The following is a 16,276-nucleotide window of genomic DNA, read 5'->3' on the forward strand; positions in this document are numbered from 1 at the left end:
ATCCTATCACAAATAAAAAATGACAATACTTCATAATGAGTAATTTTTCTTGACACTTCTTTGGCATTCGTTTAGGTTTGATAAGGAAATCTTGTCGATTCGGCCTTTTGTGCCGATTTTTTTAATGCGAAGAGGGATGAAAGGAGGACTTGGTGTGAACAATAAAATGCCAATCTCGGTATGGATTCTAGTCATTGCGATGGCGCTCAATACAACGGCGGCGTCTTTTTTATGGCCATTTAACACCCTGTATATTCATGATTTTTTAGGTGAGTCGATGACACTTGCCGGAGTGGCGCTTCTTGTGAACTCCGCACTTGCAATCGTTGGTAACTACATTGGAGGGACGCTATTCGACCGGATCGGTGGAAAGATGACGCTCATTATTTCTGTCGGGTTGTTACTTGCGAGCTCACTCGGTTTCTTACTGTTTCACGCCACGTTCTTCGGTTATTTGGTGTGGCTCGGTATGATCGGGTTCTCAGGAGGACTCGTCTTTCCGACCGTCTATGCGTTCGCGGGACTCATCTGGCCAGAGGGTGGACGCCGTTCGTTCAATGCGATTTATGTTGCACAAAACGTCGGTGTCGCACTCGGTACGGCCATGAGTGGTCAAATCGCGCGCTTGAACATCGAGTGGATCTTTTACGCGAACTTCTTCTTGTCGGTCTTATTCGTCGTGGTCCTTTTGTTTGGACTCCGTTATTTGAAGAACCCGACACGTCCGGTCGTGCAGTCACAATTGGAGGCTGCTGCTACGACGCTCTCGAGCGCGACGATGAAGTCGATGTGGTATGTGGCCGTTGGTTACGCCGTGCTTTGGTTCGTGTACGTCCAGTGGCAAGGGACGATCGCGGTTCATTCAAAAGACCTCGGTGTCACAATCAGCCAATATTCACTCCTTTGGACGGTGAACGGGGCGATGATCGTATTCGCACAGCCGTTACTCAACCGTGTGTTGCGACAGTTTGAGGACGATTTGAAGCGTCAATTGATTATCGGTGCCTCGATTTTCCTCGGTGCCTTCTTGATTGTGCCGTTCGCTGGCGGATTCGGCATGTTCATGGTTGCGATGGTCGTCATGACGATCGGGGAAATGTTCGTCTGGCCGGCAGTTCCGACGATTGCGGCGAAACTTGCCCCATCTGGGAAAGCGGGACAATATCAAGGACTCGTCAATATCGCAGCGTCCGTCGGTCGGATGATTGGACCGACGTTGTCAGGGTTTGTTTATGATGTGTTCGGGATTACTGCGGTCTTTGGTATGCTTCTTCTGCTCGCTACGTTCGCCTTAACGCTATTTGTCATCATGAAAGACATTCGTGTCACAGAAAAATCAAGTTGACGTTGAAAATCAGAATGGGCTAAAATAGACTACGATGAATAGCAAGCGATGAAGAGGATTAGTAGCGAACATTCCGTTTCAAAGAGAGTCGATGGGTGGTGTGAATCGATAAATGGAGGTCGTGAACTCGCCTTGGAGCTGTTTTCCTGAACCGAGTAGGGAAAACCGGGGTTACGCCTCGTTATCGGCGTCTCAAGTGGCAGCAATGCAACATGGGTGGTACCGCGGAGAGCTTTCAAGCCTTTCGTCCCATTTTCGGGGACGGAAGGCTTTTTATTTATGCAGAGGAGGAAGAATGTTGAGCTATTTTAAACATCAAGAAATCGAGCCGAAATGGCAAAAGCGTTGGGAAGAGAAAGACGCATTTAAAACGACTGAAGACCCGGAGAAGGACTGTTTCTACGTCCTTGATATGTTTCCATACCCGTCAGGTGCCGGTCTTCATGTCGGTCACCCGGAAGGTTATACGGCAACGGACATCATCGCCCGCATGAAACGGATGCAAGGATACAACGTCCTTCACCCGATCGGCTGGGATGCGTTCGGTCTTCCTGCCGAGCAATACGCACTCGACACAGGGAACGACCCACGCGAGTTCACAGCGCGTAACATCGAGACGTTCCGTCGTCAGTTGAAGGACCTCGGTTTCTCGTATGACTGGGCTCGTGAAATTAGCACGACTGACCCGAAATACTATAAATGGACACAATGGATCTTCACGCAACTCTTTGAGCGTGACCTCGCATACGTCGATGAAGTGGCCGTTAACTGGTGCCCGGCACTCGGTACGGTCCTTGCGAACGAAGAAGTCATCGACGGCTTGTCAGAGCGTGGGAACCACCCGGTACACCGTGTGCCGATGAAACAGTGGGTGCTTCGCATCACAGAATACGCGGAGCGTTTGCTTGAAGATTTGGAAGGTCTCGACTGGCCAGAGAGCGTGAAAGAAATGCAGCGCAACTGGATTGGCAAATCGGTCGGTGCCGAAGTCGACTTTAAAGTCGATGGTCACGATAAGATCGTCACAGTCTTCACGACACGCCCGGATACACTTCATGGGGCGACATACGTGACACTCGCACCAGAGCATCCGTTCACGAAAGTGATTACGACGCCGGAACAATCGACAGCAGTCGAGGCGTACATCGAAGAAGTCTCGAAAAAGACGGACCTTGAGCGTACAGACCTCGCCAAAGAGAAGACGGGTGTCTTCACGGGCGCATATGCGATTAACCCGGTAAACGGTGAGAAGCTCCCGATTTGGACAGCAGATTATGTCCTCTCGACATATGGGACAGGTGCGGTCATGGCCGTTCCAGGACACGATGAGCGTGATTATGAGTTTGCGAATACGTTCGACCTTCCAATCCGTGAAGTCGTCAAAGGTGGAAACTTGGAAGAAGCGGCGTACGTCGAAGACGGCGAACACATCAATTCAGGTAGCTTGAACGGACTCAATAAAGCGGATGCGATCAAGACGATCATTGAAGAGCTTGAAGCTAATGGCACAGGTCGCGCGAAGACGACATACCGTCTACGTGACTGGTTGTTCAGCCGTCAACGTTATTGGGGCGAACCGATTCCGGTCGTCCATATGGAAGACGGTACGATGAAGACGGTACCGGTCGAAGAGCTTCCGCTCGAACTTCCAATCATCGATGAAATCAAACCGTCGGGTACGGGCGAATCACCACTTGCGAACGCAGAAGAATGGTTGACGTATACGGATCCTGTCACTGGTGAAACAGGTCGTCGTGAGACAAACACGATGCCACAATGGGCAGGTAGCTGCTGGTACTACATCCGTTACATCGACCCGGATAATGAAGAGATGATTGCGGACCCTGAGAAACTTAAACGTTGGCTTCCGGTCGATTTATATATCGGGGGTACGGAGCATGCTGTACTTCACTTGCTCTACGCTCGTTTCTGGCACAAGGTGCTCTTTGACATCGGTGTCGTGCCGACGAACGAACCGTTCCAAAAACTTTACAACCAAGGAATGATCCTCGGTGAGAACAATGAGAAGATGTCGAAATCTCGTGGGAACGTCGTCAACCCGGATGATATCGTGAAGTCGCACGGAGCCGACACGCTCCGTCTCTACGAAATGTTCATGGGACCACTCGATGCGGCCATCGCATGGTCGACAAACGGACTTGACGGGGCACGCCGCTTCCTCGACCGTGTATGGCGTTTGTTCGAACAGACGAATTTCGCAGACGTGGCACCGACTGCCGACTTTGAACGCACATATCACCAGACCGTGAAAAAGGTCACAGAAGACTATGAGGCACTTCGTTTCAACACGGCCATCTCGCAATTGATGGTATTCGTCAATGAAGCAAACAAACAAGAGACGTTGCCGAAAGCACATATGGTTGATTTCATCAAGATGCTCTCGCCAGTCGCGCCACACTTGTCTGAAGAGTTGTGGGAGAAGATGGGCATGACTGAAGAGTTGACGTATGCGGCTTGGCCGACGTACGATGAGTCAAAACTTGTGAGTGACACGATTGAAGTCGTCATTCAAGTGAACGGTAAACTCCGTGCGAAAATGCATGTTTCGCGGGAGGCTTCAAAAGAAGAACTCGAGGCAGATGCACTCGAGAACGAGCGCGTCCAAGAGTTCACAGAAGGCAAGACGGTTCGTAAAGTCATCGTCGTTCCAGGAAAGCTCGTCAATATTGTCGTTGGGTAACAAAAAGAATGTGTGACATTGTCGCACATTCTTTTCTTTTTGGTGAGGTCATTTTCTTTTACAGGTGGTTTTGATACACTAAAGGGCGATACTGAAAGAGAAGGGGACGACATGTCCATGAAACGTTCTTATGTGCTATACACGACACTTTGTGCCGTCGTGGTCGGCGTGATTCTTTGCTATATCTTTGTCTTTTCGGATGAAGACATTCAGCGACAAATCGCCTCGACATTTGAAAAAATTGACATTCAAACGAGTCATCAAACCGCATCGCTCCCACCTGTGGAGGCGGCGCAAGATGATGAAGATATCGATACGACCGATGCGCTCGAGCAGATTAACCAAATTGATGAAGTGTATTACAGTGACACGATCGGGGCGTATCTCGTCCTGACCGAACAGGCTGAATTTTTTGAAGTGAGCGGGAATGGGACACGTGTCAATTCGATGCTCCAACTCGAGAATACGGGGAAAGCGCGCCTTGATGACTTTATCGGTTTGCGCATGATCGAAGAGGACCTTGTGTATGCGGTGACAGCGAACGGGACGCTCATCACGATCGAGCGGGAAGAGGGACGCTGGGTCGAGCGACCACGTAAACAAATAAATGGTCTCGTATCGGAAGACCGAATCTTTGGTCTCGGCTATGACCGAGAATCGAATCGATTGTTCATGATGAACCGGTTGGCAGACACGCCGGACCTCGAGCTCCTCTATATCGAGGAGCGTGAAATTGAACCGGACATTCCTGCGGATGAAAAATCATCAGAAGAAACGGATGCTGAAACGGGTACTGAAAATACAGAAAAACCATCTGATGATACAGCGACAGAGAGCGTCTCAACGAATGATAACACCGCGACCGAAACGGCTGTTTCTGAAGACGTACCTGACAATGGGCAGGATACGCCAGAAGAGGAAGTCGAGGAAAAAGAGCCGGAAACGGAATGGACGCTTGATTCGCGTCAAGCACTTTCGGCAGACGGGATGAGCGCCTCGATTCAGCAGAAATTTGAACGGTTCGAAGGGGTCGGGCTTGTCGAAAGACAAGGTCGCATCTACGTGCTCGACTCAGAAGAACTCGTCCTCTATACGGTCAATCCAGAAGAAGAGACCATCAACGGTCAGATGGTGACACCTCGTGTGTATGACTCGACCGGTATGTTTTTACAGGACAATGAAATCTTTGCAATCGTCCACCCGGAAGTATTCGATTTGGATGCATTCGTCTCCGTGGACTGACAATGGGGGAATGACAGATGAGCAAACGTTACTTTTTTGAAGAAGTGAAGCAATTCCATGAAACATTCGGTCATCCGGGAGCGGTATCTCCGCAACCGTTAACGCTTGATCGTGCGACGAAGCGATCGGTGTGGACGGCAGAAGAAGCGGTCGTCGAATTTTTGCATCAATCGTCACAGACAGAAGAAGAATTCTTACAGGCGATTGAGCAATTCCAAGAAGGATTCCAGAAGGCGGTCCAAAAATCGTTACAAGACGTACCACCGTCAGATGATGTGGAACGCCTCGTCGGACAAGGGGATGCGCTCACGGACGCCTTATACTTTGTGATGGGCAGTTTCGTCGAACTCGGGCTCGATCCCGTACCGTTGTTTGAAATCGTCCAGCGCGCTAATATGGCTAAGCTTGGACCGAACGGGAAGCCGATCTTACGCGAGTCGGACAATAAAGTCATGAAACCTGAAGGATGGATGCCACCGGAGCCTGAGCTCGAAAGAGAAGTGCGTCGTCAAATCGCAGGGAAAGAATAATCACAAACGGCTCGAGCCCTCATTTGAAAGGGTTCGAGTCGTTTTTTGTTGTGATAGTCGTGACGACATCATGATATTAGATGGTGTCAGATAGGTCATGAGAGTAATTTATGGTATAATTTAACAATAAGTAAGCGGATGAGGGATATTGATTATGGAGATGGAGGTCATGTAACTGAAAAAGTTATTCGGTATTCTATGTTGTAGTTCAGTACTTTTGTTAACAGCATGTAGTGATGATGAACAAACGTCAGAATCTAAACAGTCAAAACCTGACGTTTCAATCGAAACGATAGAAATCAATAAAGAGAATGAATTGACAATTGTCCCACTCTACACCCAGTACCAGCAATATTTGAACGCATCCCTTGAAACAACCGATTCGGAGGAGAACAAACATAACTTCAAAAAATATGTATTGGATTACATAGGAGAGGTCGGACAGGAAGAAAAAATTGATACATCCATATTAAAAACTAATTTTAATCTAAAGCCGACTCCTCATAAGCAACAATTGCTGAAGCAGTTGGACACATTAATCGAGCATCATGACGAGATTAAAGAGATTATTGCATCGACATATGCAGATTCAAATCAAATCCTACCCAAAGAGAAGAGCACAGTGTTTATTGCACCGTATAATCCTGAATTCTTCTACGATAGTGGACCGATGGAAGGTGTAGGCGCAGCAGCATACAAAGACGCATTCATCTTGTTTCTAGATACAGATTTTGACAAAGATGTTCTAGCCTATTCGACGGCTCACGAGTATCATCATCTGATTCTTCGTGATCAAAATGAATACAATCTTAGTTCGATTCTTGAGTCTATCATCATCGAAGGGAAGGCGGACGCATTTGCTGATCGGATTGTTAAAGGGGTTTCTCCCCCATGGCATGTGCAATTAGATGATGCGACCATGGAACATATCGCGAGCCGAGTGAATGATTATGAAACGTCCTTCACCGATTTTGTAGTTGGCAATTATCAAAAAGATATGCCGCGTTGGAGTAACTATATTCTAGGGAAGGATGTGCTCCATGACTATTTGACGGCGCATCCAGAGCTGTCGATTCCCGAATGGACATTCAAAGAAGGTCATGAAATCCTAGAAGAGTACAAGTATCGAGATGTGATGAAATTGGAAAATTAAGATGAAAAGAATGTAAAAAAGGCTTAATCCTGAATGAGATAGGATTAAGCCTTTTAATTGTATAGTGCTCACAATAGAACGCAGACGATGCGTTAGACCGAACTCTTTACCGCTCTGTCGCCAGTTCGGCTGCGTGCGATCCGGCACAATGTCCCGTTGTGAAGGCGGCCGTGATGTTGTAGCCACCTGTGTATCCATGGATATCGAGCACTTCGCCGGCAAAGAAGAGACCTGATGCTTTCTTTGACATCATCGTCTGTGGTGCAACTTCTTTAACCGAAACGCCGCCACCCGTGACGAACGCCTTATCAAAGTCGAGTGTCCCGACGGCGTGCATCTCGAACATTTTTAGACGCGTTGCGAAGTCGATGACGGATTGCTTCTTCAACTGACTCGCATCTTCTTCTCCAAATGCGAGTTCTTCGAGCAATAAGTCAAGAAGTCGTTCGGGGATGTAGCCTTTCCAGACGTTTTTAACGGCACGCTTCGGTTGGCTCTGTACTTGGTTCCACAGTTCCTGGACGAGCGCATCTCGTGATGTGTCCGGGAAGAAGTCGAGTGACAAGAGGACGACTTGTTCTTTACTACGCTTCCGTTCTTTGATCGTATACTGGCTGCAACGAAGCGCGATTGGCCCTGAAATCCCGAAGTGGGTAAAGATCATGTCGCCCTGGTGCGTCTTGATGGCTTTCCCTTTTTTGCCGTGCACCGTCAACGCGACGTCACGTAACGATAATCCTTGAAGTTGTTTCGTTCCGATGAACGCGTCATTCAATTTGATCGGCACTTCTGTCGGGAAGAGTTCCGTAATGGTATGTCCAGCCTTCTCTGCCCACGGATAACCGTCCCCCGTCGAACCGGTGTGAGGGACGGATTGTCCACCGACCGCGACGACACAAGCTTTCGCTTCAATCATTTCACCGTCCATCAACTCGACAACGTGAAACTCGTTTTCTTCATTAAAATGTAACGTCTTGACTTCAGCTTTTTTTCGAATCTCGACGCCGAGGTCCTCAATCGCCCGAAGCAACGTATTGACCACATCCTGTGCCTTATCTGTCACAGGGAACATGCGTCCGTTGTCTTCCTCTTTCAAGGGAATCCCGAATCCGGTGAAGAGGTCGATAATCGATTGATTGTCGAACTGGGCTAGGGCGCTGTATAAGAAACGACCGTTCCCTGGAATGAACTGAATCAGTTCATCGATTGGCTTTCGATTCGTGACGTTACAACGTCCTCCACCTGAAATGGCCAATTTTCGACCAAGCTTTGACCCTTTATCAATCAGCAAGGTCGAGGCGCCACTTTTCGCCGCTGCGTACGTTGCCATGAGTCCGCTCGGACCTCCACCGATGACGATGACATCTTTCATAGGTAATCTCCTCATTTCTTTATCTATATGATTAGTAAAATTATCGTAACTTTATTATCCGTAACAGTAAGAGTATAATGAGAAGCGGTTGTTTTGTAAAACCGAATTCATTAGAATAGTTGATTTATAGATGGAGGTGCCTCATGTCATCAAGCGCCAATCAAGATTCCGGAAGAGCCTCCTTCGTCAAAGGAACGCTTCTTTTATCGGCGGGGAACTTAATTTCCCGAATGTTGGGACTGTTGTACACGTTCCCGTTCCAAGCGATGGTCGGGATTGCCGGAGTGACATTATATCAAGCGGCATATACGTATTATGCGATTATGATATCCGTGGCGACGGCAGGGATTCCGGTGGCCGTATCAAAATTTATCGCGAAATATAACGCGCTAGGGGAATACGGGACAAGTCAGAGACTGTTCCGACAAGGGATGAAATTGATGGTTGCGACCGGTGTCGTCGCTTTTTTATTACTCTTTTTTGCGGCACCATGGTTATCCGAGCTGATGGTTCGAAACTCAGAAAACAATGAGCAGTATATTGACTCGCTCACGCTCGTGACGCGTAGCGTCAGTTTTGCGCTACTGCTCATCCCGGCGATGAGTATGGTGCGCGGTTATTTCCAAGGACATCAAGATATGGCACCGACGGCTATCTCACAAGTCGTTGAACAGATTGTACGCATTTTGTTCCTGCTCAGTGGGACGATGCTCGTCTTGTTCGTCTTCGCGGACTCTAACTTCCTTCAACCGCTCGCGAACGCCCTCGGGGGGACGCAATCCGTCGAGACGACAGAACTGAACGGATTAAAAGTCATAGCGGTCACGATTGCGACGTTCAGCGCATTCATCGGGGCAATCGGTAGTTTTGCCGTACTCATCATGTATTGGAAGCGTCGAAAAGACATCCACCGTCACACAGAAAATCCGGCGGGAACCCCTGTCCGTTCGATGAAATCGTTATTGCTCGAATTGCTTAGCTATTCGATTCCAATCGTGATGGTCGGGGTATCGACCCCGCTGTATCAATTGATCGATCAGCTCACGATGGTCAATACGTTACTTAGCGCGGGTGCGACCGTACCGGAAGCGACGTCGGCGTATGGATTCTTGACCGGAAACGCCCACAAGATTGTGTTGATTCCAGTCTCGGTCGCGGCGAGTGTCTCGATGGCGACGATTCCACTTGTGACCCGATCGTTCACGACGGGGGACATGCAAAAAGTGCGGAATCAAGTGAACCATATTTTCCAAGTGTCATTTTTCGTGACGATTCCTGCGGTCATCGGTCTCGTGGCCCTCGCGGAACCATTGTTCGGGACGTTGTTCCCGGGTGACCGTGAAGGATGGATATACTTGTTCCACTATGCACCGAGCGCCTTTTTCTTGGCTTATTATTCGGTCGCTGCAGCCATTCTGCAAGGAATCAATCGTCAGTATTTCACCATTTTCGCCACAGCGATGGGTCTATTGACGAAACTTGCCTTGAATGTACCGCTCGTCTTCTGGCTCGGTGGAATCGGGGCAGGTTATGCCACGATTTCTGGATACATCGTCGCAATCATCCTCATGGTCTGGATGATTCAGCGGTCTCTCCACTTCCCGTATAAGCAACTGCTGCGGCGTACCATCTTGATGTTCTTGATGGGGGCGGCGATGTTCATCGCAGTTTATCTCTCGCTTCTCGTCACGTTGCAAGAAGAGGCGAGTTGGGGGAATGACATCTTTGCAACGATCGTGGGAGTGACAATCGGCGTTCTCGTATATGGATACCTCGGCTGGCGGAGCCATCTCGCAGGTAAGCTATTAGGGAAACGCTTTGAATATCGGAGGAAAATGTAATGCGGATTGATAAGTTATTAGCGAACATGGGATATGGTTCACGGAAAGACGTGAAAATCCTATTGAAACAAGGGGCGGTGCGAGTCGATGAGGCACTTGTAAAAGATGCGAAACGGCACGTCGACCCATCATCAGAGAAAGTCACGGTGTTCGGGGAAATGGTCGAATACCGTCCGTACATCTATTTCATGATGAACAAGCCGGCAGGCGTCATCAGCGCGACGGAAGACCAAGAGACGACGGTCATCGATTTGATCGATCCCGAGTATGCCCACTACGATCTCTTCCCGGTCGGTCGACTCGATAAAGATACGACGGGATTTCTCCTCATCACAAACGACGGCGCGTTCAACCACGCGCTCATGTCACCTCGTAAACACGTCGACAAAGTGTATATCGCCGAAGTCGACGGGGAGATGACAGTAGAGGATATCAAGACGTTCGCGAACGGTGTCGATTTAGAGGATGGATATACGACGAAACCGGCGCGACTCGAAATCCTGAGTCGGAGCGGACGTCGTTCTGTCATCCGTCTCACGTTGTCTGAAGGGAAATATCATCAAGTGAAACGAATGGTCGCGGCGGTCGGCAAACATGTCGAACGATTGGAGCGTGTTCAAATCGGGGATCTAGAACTCGATGAGACGCTTGAGCTCGGGGCATACCGTGAGTTGACGGAAGAAGAGATTCAACTGTTTTTTAACAAGTAATATGATTAGGGAACCTGTCTGATGGGGCAGGTTCTTTTTTATGTATGATATTTATTTTTAGGACGAGATGACGAAATCAAAAGAGACAGCATGATTCTGTCTCTTCTTAAGTTACCTTCACGTCAGATTTGAGATTAGTTTGTTTTGAAAATACGATCAAAATCATCACGCCAATAATCAACCAACCAGTCGTTATATTCGTGATACAAAGGGGCTAGTGGTTCCACTTTATTTGAAATGATGATACAACCTCGATCATCGTACATATGAAAAATGATGCCCTTTTCGGTGCATATAAAGTATACAGTTTGTCCGATTCCAGGTTCTCTTCCTTGCTCATAATTTCCAATCCCCCGAAGGATTTTTTCGTAAGGAGTCGCTTTTACTTGTGTGGATACAAACTTCACTTTGTATTCATGTTTGATTTCAAACGTTTCTCCTGTTACTTTGTCCTCCTGTTCATCTAATTCAAACAACCTTTCTTCTATAATCTGTTGCTCCATAAATAATTCATACAAATATTCGGGAGTGGTATTCCCGAACATGATGTCCTCTGTTTCGTTCCAATCCTTGATAAAGATATGGATGTAATCATCAGATTGAAACACTTCCTCGAATAATGTAGTCACTCTGTTTACAACTTGCTCTATTCTCTCATCCGTTCCGTTTTTATACGGTTCGCCAAGTTCGAATCTTAGATGGACTTCTCCAGATAGGTTTGGGAAATTGTCCTCTATGTACTTCATTATTTCTTCTTTCACATCATCACCTCATCTTAAACAATTGATACAATCTAAAACCACAGAACCTTCTTTCATAAAAAAGAGACCTGAACGGCAGGTCTCTTGAAAATACATATACAATTCAATTTGCCGTCTTGAGTGAACGTTTGGACGAAGTCCACGTACCGCGGCTAGGGCTCTCTACAAGGTTATTGTACTCAAGTACGTTCAAATCACGTTGCACCGTACGGGACGTGATGCCGAACTCTTCTACTAGTTCTGAAGTGGTAACTGTCTCCCTTTCATTGATGAACAAATAAATGGACTTGATGCGCGTTAACATCCGATCTGTTGAGCCTTTCATTGGATGACCTCCCAATGTGTAGAATAATGACAAACCATACCTACAGACGACAAAATGAAATATAAAATTGTTATTTTCTAAAATTACACCTTAAGTATACCGCTCCTGTGCGAAAATGCAAGTGGAAAGCACGAACAATCCGTTTGTAAAGATTTAATTATGATTGTAAATGTCGAATGAAGATTAGATTTTTCGATTAATTTAACGGTTAAATACGAACGAAAAAAACTTTTCTAAATGAATGTTCGTCTTTCGTTCATTTGGATATACTAGTAAGGGAGAGAACATTCGCAAAAGGGGAGATAAATATGAATTGGAGACAGGAAGTCGACAATCGTAAAGAGGCATTTTTAACTGATTTACAAGGATTACTACAAATCCCTAGTGTGCTCGATGAATCAAAATCCGCACCGGACATGCCATTTGGACCAGATGTTCGGAGAGCGCTTGATTACATGTTTGAGATTGGTGAGCGTGATGGATTCAAAACGAAGGATGTCGGCGGTTATGCTGGGCATCTAGAGTACGGGGATGGCGAGGAAATCGTCGGAATCCTATGTCATCTTGATGTCGTGCCGGCTGGAGAAGGATGGACGTACGGGGCATTCAATCCGACCATCAAAGACGGGAAGATCATTGCCCGCGGAAGTAATGATGACAAAGGGCCGTCTATGGCTGCATATTATGGGTTGCGCATCGTCAAAGAGCTCGGCTTGCCACTCTCAAAACGAGTCCGCCTCATCGCAGGTTGTGACGAAGAGAGCGAATGGCGTTGTGTGCGTGAGTATTTTAAACAAGAACAGATGCCGACATACGGCTTCGCACCAGACGCGGATTTTCCAATTATCAACGCGGAAAAAGGTTTGTATGACGGTGTATTGAAGCAATTGCCGATTCAACGTACGTCGGGAGCAGCCTACCATCTCGTCTCATTCATGAGTGGGGAGCGTCCGAACATGGTGCCGGATTTTGCGAAAGCCGAATTGAAAACGGACGAGGTGCTAGAAGAGAAGTTCGAAGCCTATCTAGAAAAGTATGAAGCAGACGGGACGTGCGTATACGATCGCGGAACATATACTTTTACGATGAAGGGGAAAGCGGCGCATGCGATGGAGCCGGATAACGGGATTAGCGCTGCGTACGTGCTCGCCGGATTTTTATTGCACCTCCCACTCGATATCCAGGGAGAACGCTACATCGAACTCGTTCGTCACGTGTTCGCCGATTCACGTGGCATTTCGCTCGGGATTGAAGCGAGCGATGAAACGGGCGATTTGACGATCAATGGCGGTGTGTTCCGATACAACACAGAAGAGCGTACGGCTACGGTCAATATTCGTTATCCGTATACGGCTAAATTCGAAGAACGATTACAAAACTTAAGAGAAATCGCTTTGTCACTTGGTTTTGAATTAAAGACGCGTCAACATATGCCGCCTCATCATGTCGCAGAAGATCATCCGCTCGTGAAGACGTTAGCCGACGTATACGAACGACAGACGGGTGAGCACGCCAATCTGATGGCGATTGGAGGCGGCACATACGCTCGCTCGCTTCAGGCAGGTGTCGCGTTTGGTGCATTGTTCCCAGGAGCTAAAGATGTGGCGCATCAGGTCGATGAATATATGGAGATAGAAGATTTATTACGTGCCGCAGCCATCTATGCTGAAGCGATTTACGAGCTCGCTAAATAAGAACTATGGAGAGCTGACTGATGAAGTCGGCTCTCTGTCCTTTAGGAAGGAAGTTACCATTGGATTCGCAAAAAAGATTGTTTCAGTCTGTATACGTCGCGATTTTCTTCGCGCAAGGGGCGTTGATCCCTTACATGACCTTATATTTTTCACAAACTAAATTCGGACTGACACCGAGTCAGGTCGGGATTGTCGTGGCCATCTTACCGATTCTCTCAATCGGTGTCCAACCACTGTGGGGCATGTTGACCGACCGAACCGGACGTGTACGAGCTTGGTTGATTTTAGCGATGTTAAGCGCCGCGCTCATTTCGTTCACCTTCTTAGTGGCGACCGCATACGTTTGGATTATCGTCCTCATGGTGATTTGGTCCATCTTCCAATGTGCCCACATCCCACTTGTGGACATGATGACGCTCGACTATACGGCGCGGTCGAAAGTCGATTACGGTGCGATTCGACTTTACGGGTCGGCAGGGTTCGCCATCGCGGTGTTTGCGATGGGACGGATTTCCGATACGACGTGGGGTTTGGCAAGTACGTTCGTCTTGAGTGCGATTCTTCTTATCCTCGGAAGCATGCTCGTTCGAATTATTCCAGAAAAGAGCTCGATTCGTGACGTCACGTTAGCCCCGATTTCATGGACAGCTGTTTGGAACAAAACCTTCATATTCTTCCTGCTCGGAGGCATGCTCGTCTTCGGACCAATTTATGCGAACAATTACTATTTTGGATTGTACGTGACGAATAGCGGGGGATCGACGACGCTCGTCGGAACACTATTCCTCGTCGCGGTCTTGTTTGAGATTCCCTTCATGAAAGTGGCATCACAGCTTGTAGAACGGTTCGGCAGTGTCTCGGTACTCGTCGGGGCGGCAGCCATTTCAGCCATGCGGAATGGCGTACTTGCATTAGAGCCACCGATTTGGGTTGTGTGGCTCCTCGCGATTGTACAAGGTCTTGTCGTCGGACTCTTGATTCCGGTCGCCCTCCAGTTTGTTCGAACACTCGTCGACCGACAAGTGTCTTCGACGGCGATTGGTGTCTATATGGCATTGACGTCAGGACTAGCGACAGCAGGTTTCAACATGCTGAGCGGTAAAATCATTGAACTCGACGATATTTTAGGCGTGTTTTGGATGTATACGATCGTAACGGCTCTTGGGGCATTGATTTGGGTTGGCATGTCACGTCGCGCACGGAAAGGGTGATTTAGATGAGTGTACATTACTTTATTGCGATTCCGATTGAGGCGACCGAACTCGCCTCTGTGCAACAGGCCATTCTACCTTATTATTCGTATCGACGGGTTTATCGACCGGAAGAATTTCATATGACGATTCAATTTTTAGGAAGCACCAATGCGGACGAACTAGATGAGGTAAAGGAAGTCACACGAAGAATCTGTGAGGAAACGCCGCCGTTCACGTTGACGTTTCGGTCCATCGACCATTTTGGAAGACCTGACCGTCCACGTGTGTTGACGGTCGTGCCGGATGCATCGGAGCCGCTTCGACGATTTGCGCTTGCGCTCCGCCATGAGCTTGTCGAAGTGATTCCTAGATTGGACCGAAAAGCGTTCGTACCTCATGTGACAATCGCGAAGAAGTGGGATGTGGGAGAACGTGTCGCATATGTTCCTCCCACGTTTGAAGCGACCGAGTCAGTAGAAGAAGTGATTTTATATGAAGTACAGCCGAATCATACACCCGCTTATCGAGTAGTAGAAGTATTTCCGTTAAGACGGTCACAGGAGGACATATGGCAATCCCGGTTAAAGTTTTTGACGTAATCTCAAAATATGAACGCGACGTGTTAAATCAATACAACCGTTATTTAGAGTATGTGGAATCCGATACGGCACGTCTACAGCGCCTTCATGAAAACAACCGCTTAAACCCGGTCGAGGTGTTTGAGATCGACAGGCCGTGGTGGAAGTTCTGGGCGAAGTCCGAACGAATCGAATTGGAACCGAAGCCACTCACCGATTCACAATATCAAAAGATGTTACGCGAACGTCGGCATATTCAAAAACTTCAGTTCGCTTGTGAAGGGGTGCTCGAGGTAGATTTGCCGCACTTGGCGTTCACTCGAGATTTCGCCTATCGAGTCATGCGCACCGAGTGGAACGAGAGACACTTTTTCCTTTACCGCCCGGTCATCGAGTGGAACGGCGCGACGGTCGAGTTAAGCCACATCATCGTCGGTCCATCGCATATGTATGTCGTAGAGTGGCTTGAAGGTGACCGGAGTATCTATCACATATCGAAAGAAAAGACATGGGTTCATCAACCGCTGAAAGGGGAAAATACTCGTGTAGTGAACCCCCTCATCACATTGTCACGAACAGAAGAGCTCATTCGTCAGATTCTACCGAATTACGCAGGGGTACTTCAAAAAGTCGTCATCGCAGCGAATGGATATTTTGATCACGTTCCAAGTATTCGATCGACACATTATGTCGGTCGCAACGAGTATACGGAATGGATGAAACAAGTGAACGGACGGGCGCCGATTGTGAAAGCACAGCAAATTCGGGATGTCGCGACTTTGTTAGAAGTGACCGCCAAGGTGCCGTTTCGCCAATTTATGGATCAATGAT

The 16,276-nt window shown here is 47.9% G+C and carries 14 protein-coding genes and 1 other annotated feature; of the genes, 11 read left to right on the plus strand and 3 right to left on the minus strand.

All coding sequences use genetic code 11. The features are described 5' to 3' along the window. The first annotated feature begins 154 nt into the window (after positions 1-154). The 5 genes from KNP00_RS03600 to KNP00_RS03620 all read left to right on the plus strand — a co-directional run bounded on the left by KNP00_RS03600 (position 155) and on the right by KNP00_RS03620 (position 6,971). Positions 155-1,345, plus strand: a complete 1,191-nt coding sequence (locus tag KNP00_RS03600) for an MDR family MFS transporter (protein ID WP_338082253.1) — start codon at positions 155-157, stop codon at positions 1,343-1,345. A gap of 39 nt (positions 1,346-1,384) precedes the next feature. Next, positions 1,385-1,600 (plus strand) — a binding site (T-box leader). A 40-nt stretch (positions 1,601-1,640) separates the two neighbouring features. Next, positions 1,641-4,046: a leucine--tRNA ligase gene (leuS, locus tag KNP00_RS03605; RefSeq protein ID WP_215142367.1), complete on the plus strand. Its 2,406-nt coding sequence runs from the start codon at positions 1,641-1,643 to the stop codon at positions 4,044-4,046. 117 nt (positions 4,047-4,163) lie between these two features. Beyond that, positions 4,164-5,288: a hypothetical protein gene (locus KNP00_RS03610; protein WP_240542696.1), complete on the plus strand. Its 1,125-nt coding sequence runs from the start codon at positions 4,164-4,166 to the stop codon at positions 5,286-5,288. Positions 5,289-5,305: 17 nt separating this feature from the next. Continuing rightward, positions 5,306-5,818: a pyrophosphohydrolase domain-containing protein gene (locus KNP00_RS03615; protein WP_215142370.1), complete on the plus strand. Its 513-nt coding sequence runs from the start codon at positions 5,306-5,308 to the stop codon at positions 5,816-5,818. A 217-nt stretch (positions 5,819-6,035) separates the two neighbouring features. After that, positions 6,036-6,971, plus strand: a complete 936-nt coding sequence (locus KNP00_RS03620) for a DUF2268 domain-containing putative Zn-dependent protease (RefSeq protein WP_240542697.1) — start codon at positions 6,036-6,038, stop codon at positions 6,969-6,971. 106 nt (positions 6,972-7,077) lie between these two features. Here the strand turns inward: KNP00_RS03620 and KNP00_RS03625 are convergent, their stop codons facing one another. Then, complete coding sequence (locus KNP00_RS03625) at positions 7,078-8,343, minus strand: BaiN/RdsA family NAD(P)/FAD-dependent oxidoreductase (protein WP_215142372.1); 1,266 nt, start codon at positions 8,341-8,343, stop codon at positions 7,078-7,080. Positions 8,344-8,486: 143 nt separating this feature from the next. Between KNP00_RS03625 and KNP00_RS03630 the strand changes: the two genes are divergently transcribed. Further along, positions 8,487-10,184: a putative polysaccharide biosynthesis protein gene (locus tag KNP00_RS03630; protein ID WP_215142374.1), complete on the plus strand. Its 1,698-nt coding sequence runs from the start codon at positions 8,487-8,489 to the stop codon at positions 10,182-10,184. Then, positions 10,184-10,894, plus strand: coding sequence for a pseudouridine synthase (locus KNP00_RS03635; protein ID WP_215142375.1), 711 nt, complete (start codon positions 10,184-10,186; stop codon positions 10,892-10,894). Before KNP00_RS03630 ends, KNP00_RS03635 begins: the two co-directional genes overlap by 1 nt. 134 nt (positions 10,895-11,028) lie before the next feature. Here the strand turns inward: KNP00_RS03635 and KNP00_RS03640 are convergent, their stop codons facing one another. Together KNP00_RS03640 and KNP00_RS03645 are read right to left on the minus strand one after the other, a co-directional pair. Next, positions 11,029-11,655: a DUF3885 domain-containing protein gene (locus KNP00_RS03640; protein WP_215142377.1), complete on the minus strand. Its 627-nt coding sequence runs from the start codon at positions 11,653-11,655 to the stop codon at positions 11,029-11,031. Positions 11,656-11,758: 103 nt separating this feature from the next. Continuing rightward, on the minus strand, positions 11,759-11,980 hold the full coding sequence (locus tag KNP00_RS03645; RefSeq protein ID WP_074033475.1) for a DeoR family transcriptional regulator: 222 nt from the start codon (positions 11,978-11,980) through the stop codon (positions 11,759-11,761). Positions 11,981-12,288: 308 nt separating this feature from the next. Between KNP00_RS03645 and pepV the strand changes: the two genes are divergently transcribed. From pepV to KNP00_RS03665, 4 genes are read left to right on the plus strand one after another with little or no spacing between them, the layout of a single operon-like run. After that, positions 12,289-13,674, plus strand: coding sequence for a dipeptidase PepV (gene pepV, locus KNP00_RS03650; RefSeq protein WP_215142379.1), 1,386 nt, complete (start codon positions 12,289-12,291; stop codon positions 13,672-13,674). Between the two features lie 59 nt (positions 13,675-13,733). Continuing rightward, complete coding sequence (locus tag KNP00_RS03655; protein WP_215142381.1) at positions 13,734-14,885, plus strand: MFS transporter; 1,152 nt, start codon at positions 13,734-13,736, stop codon at positions 14,883-14,885. A 5-nt stretch (positions 14,886-14,890) separates the two neighbouring features. Continuing rightward, positions 14,891-15,466, plus strand: a complete 576-nt coding sequence (thpR, locus tag KNP00_RS03660) for an RNA 2',3'-cyclic phosphodiesterase (protein ID WP_215142383.1) — start codon at positions 14,891-14,893, stop codon at positions 15,464-15,466. Continuing rightward, positions 15,436-16,275, plus strand: a complete 840-nt coding sequence (locus tag KNP00_RS03665) for an NERD domain-containing protein (protein ID WP_215142385.1) — start codon at positions 15,436-15,438, stop codon at positions 16,273-16,275. Before thpR ends, KNP00_RS03665 begins: the two co-directional genes overlap by 31 nt. Position 16,276: the final 1 nt, after the last annotated feature.

The sequence above is a fragment of the Exiguobacterium qingdaonense genome (assembly GCF_018617855.1).
In the GTDB taxonomy this organism is placed as follows: domain Bacteria; phylum Bacillota; class Bacilli; order Exiguobacteriales; family Exiguobacteriaceae; genus Exiguobacterium; species Exiguobacterium qingdaonense.

What these genes read in the sequence shown, in the direction of transcription:
- pepV (WP_215142379.1), top strand. Translation starts at nt 12,289, where the DNA reads ATGAATTGGAGACAGGAAGTCGACAATCGTAAAGAGGCATTTTTAACT.
- leuS (WP_215142367.1), top strand. Translation starts at nt 1,641, where the DNA reads ATGTTGAGCTATTTTAAACATCAAGAAATCGAGCCGAAATGGCAAAAG.
- KNP00_RS03625 (WP_215142372.1), bottom strand. Translation starts at nt 8,343, where the DNA reads ATGAAAGATGTCATCGTCATCGGTGGAGGTCCGAGCGGACTCATGGCA.
- KNP00_RS03645 (WP_074033475.1), bottom strand. Translation starts at nt 11,980, where the DNA reads ATGAAAGGCTCAACAGATCGGATGTTAACGCGCATCAAGTCCATTTAT.
- thpR (WP_215142383.1), top strand. Translation starts at nt 14,891, where the DNA reads ATGAGTGTACATTACTTTATTGCGATTCCGATTGAGGCGACCGAACTC.
- KNP00_RS03665 (WP_215142385.1), top strand. Translation starts at nt 15,436, where the DNA reads ATGGCAATCCCGGTTAAAGTTTTTGACGTAATCTCAAAATATGAACGC.
- KNP00_RS03615 (WP_215142370.1), top strand. Translation starts at nt 5,306, where the DNA reads ATGAGCAAACGTTACTTTTTTGAAGAAGTGAAGCAATTCCATGAAACA.
- KNP00_RS03610 (WP_240542696.1), top strand. Translation starts at nt 4,164, where the DNA reads ATGAAACGTTCTTATGTGCTATACACGACACTTTGTGCCGTCGTGGTC.
- KNP00_RS03635 (WP_215142375.1), top strand. Translation starts at nt 10,184, where the DNA reads ATGCGGATTGATAAGTTATTAGCGAACATGGGATATGGTTCACGGAAA.
- KNP00_RS03630 (WP_215142374.1), top strand. Translation starts at nt 8,487, where the DNA reads ATGTCATCAAGCGCCAATCAAGATTCCGGAAGAGCCTCCTTCGTCAAA.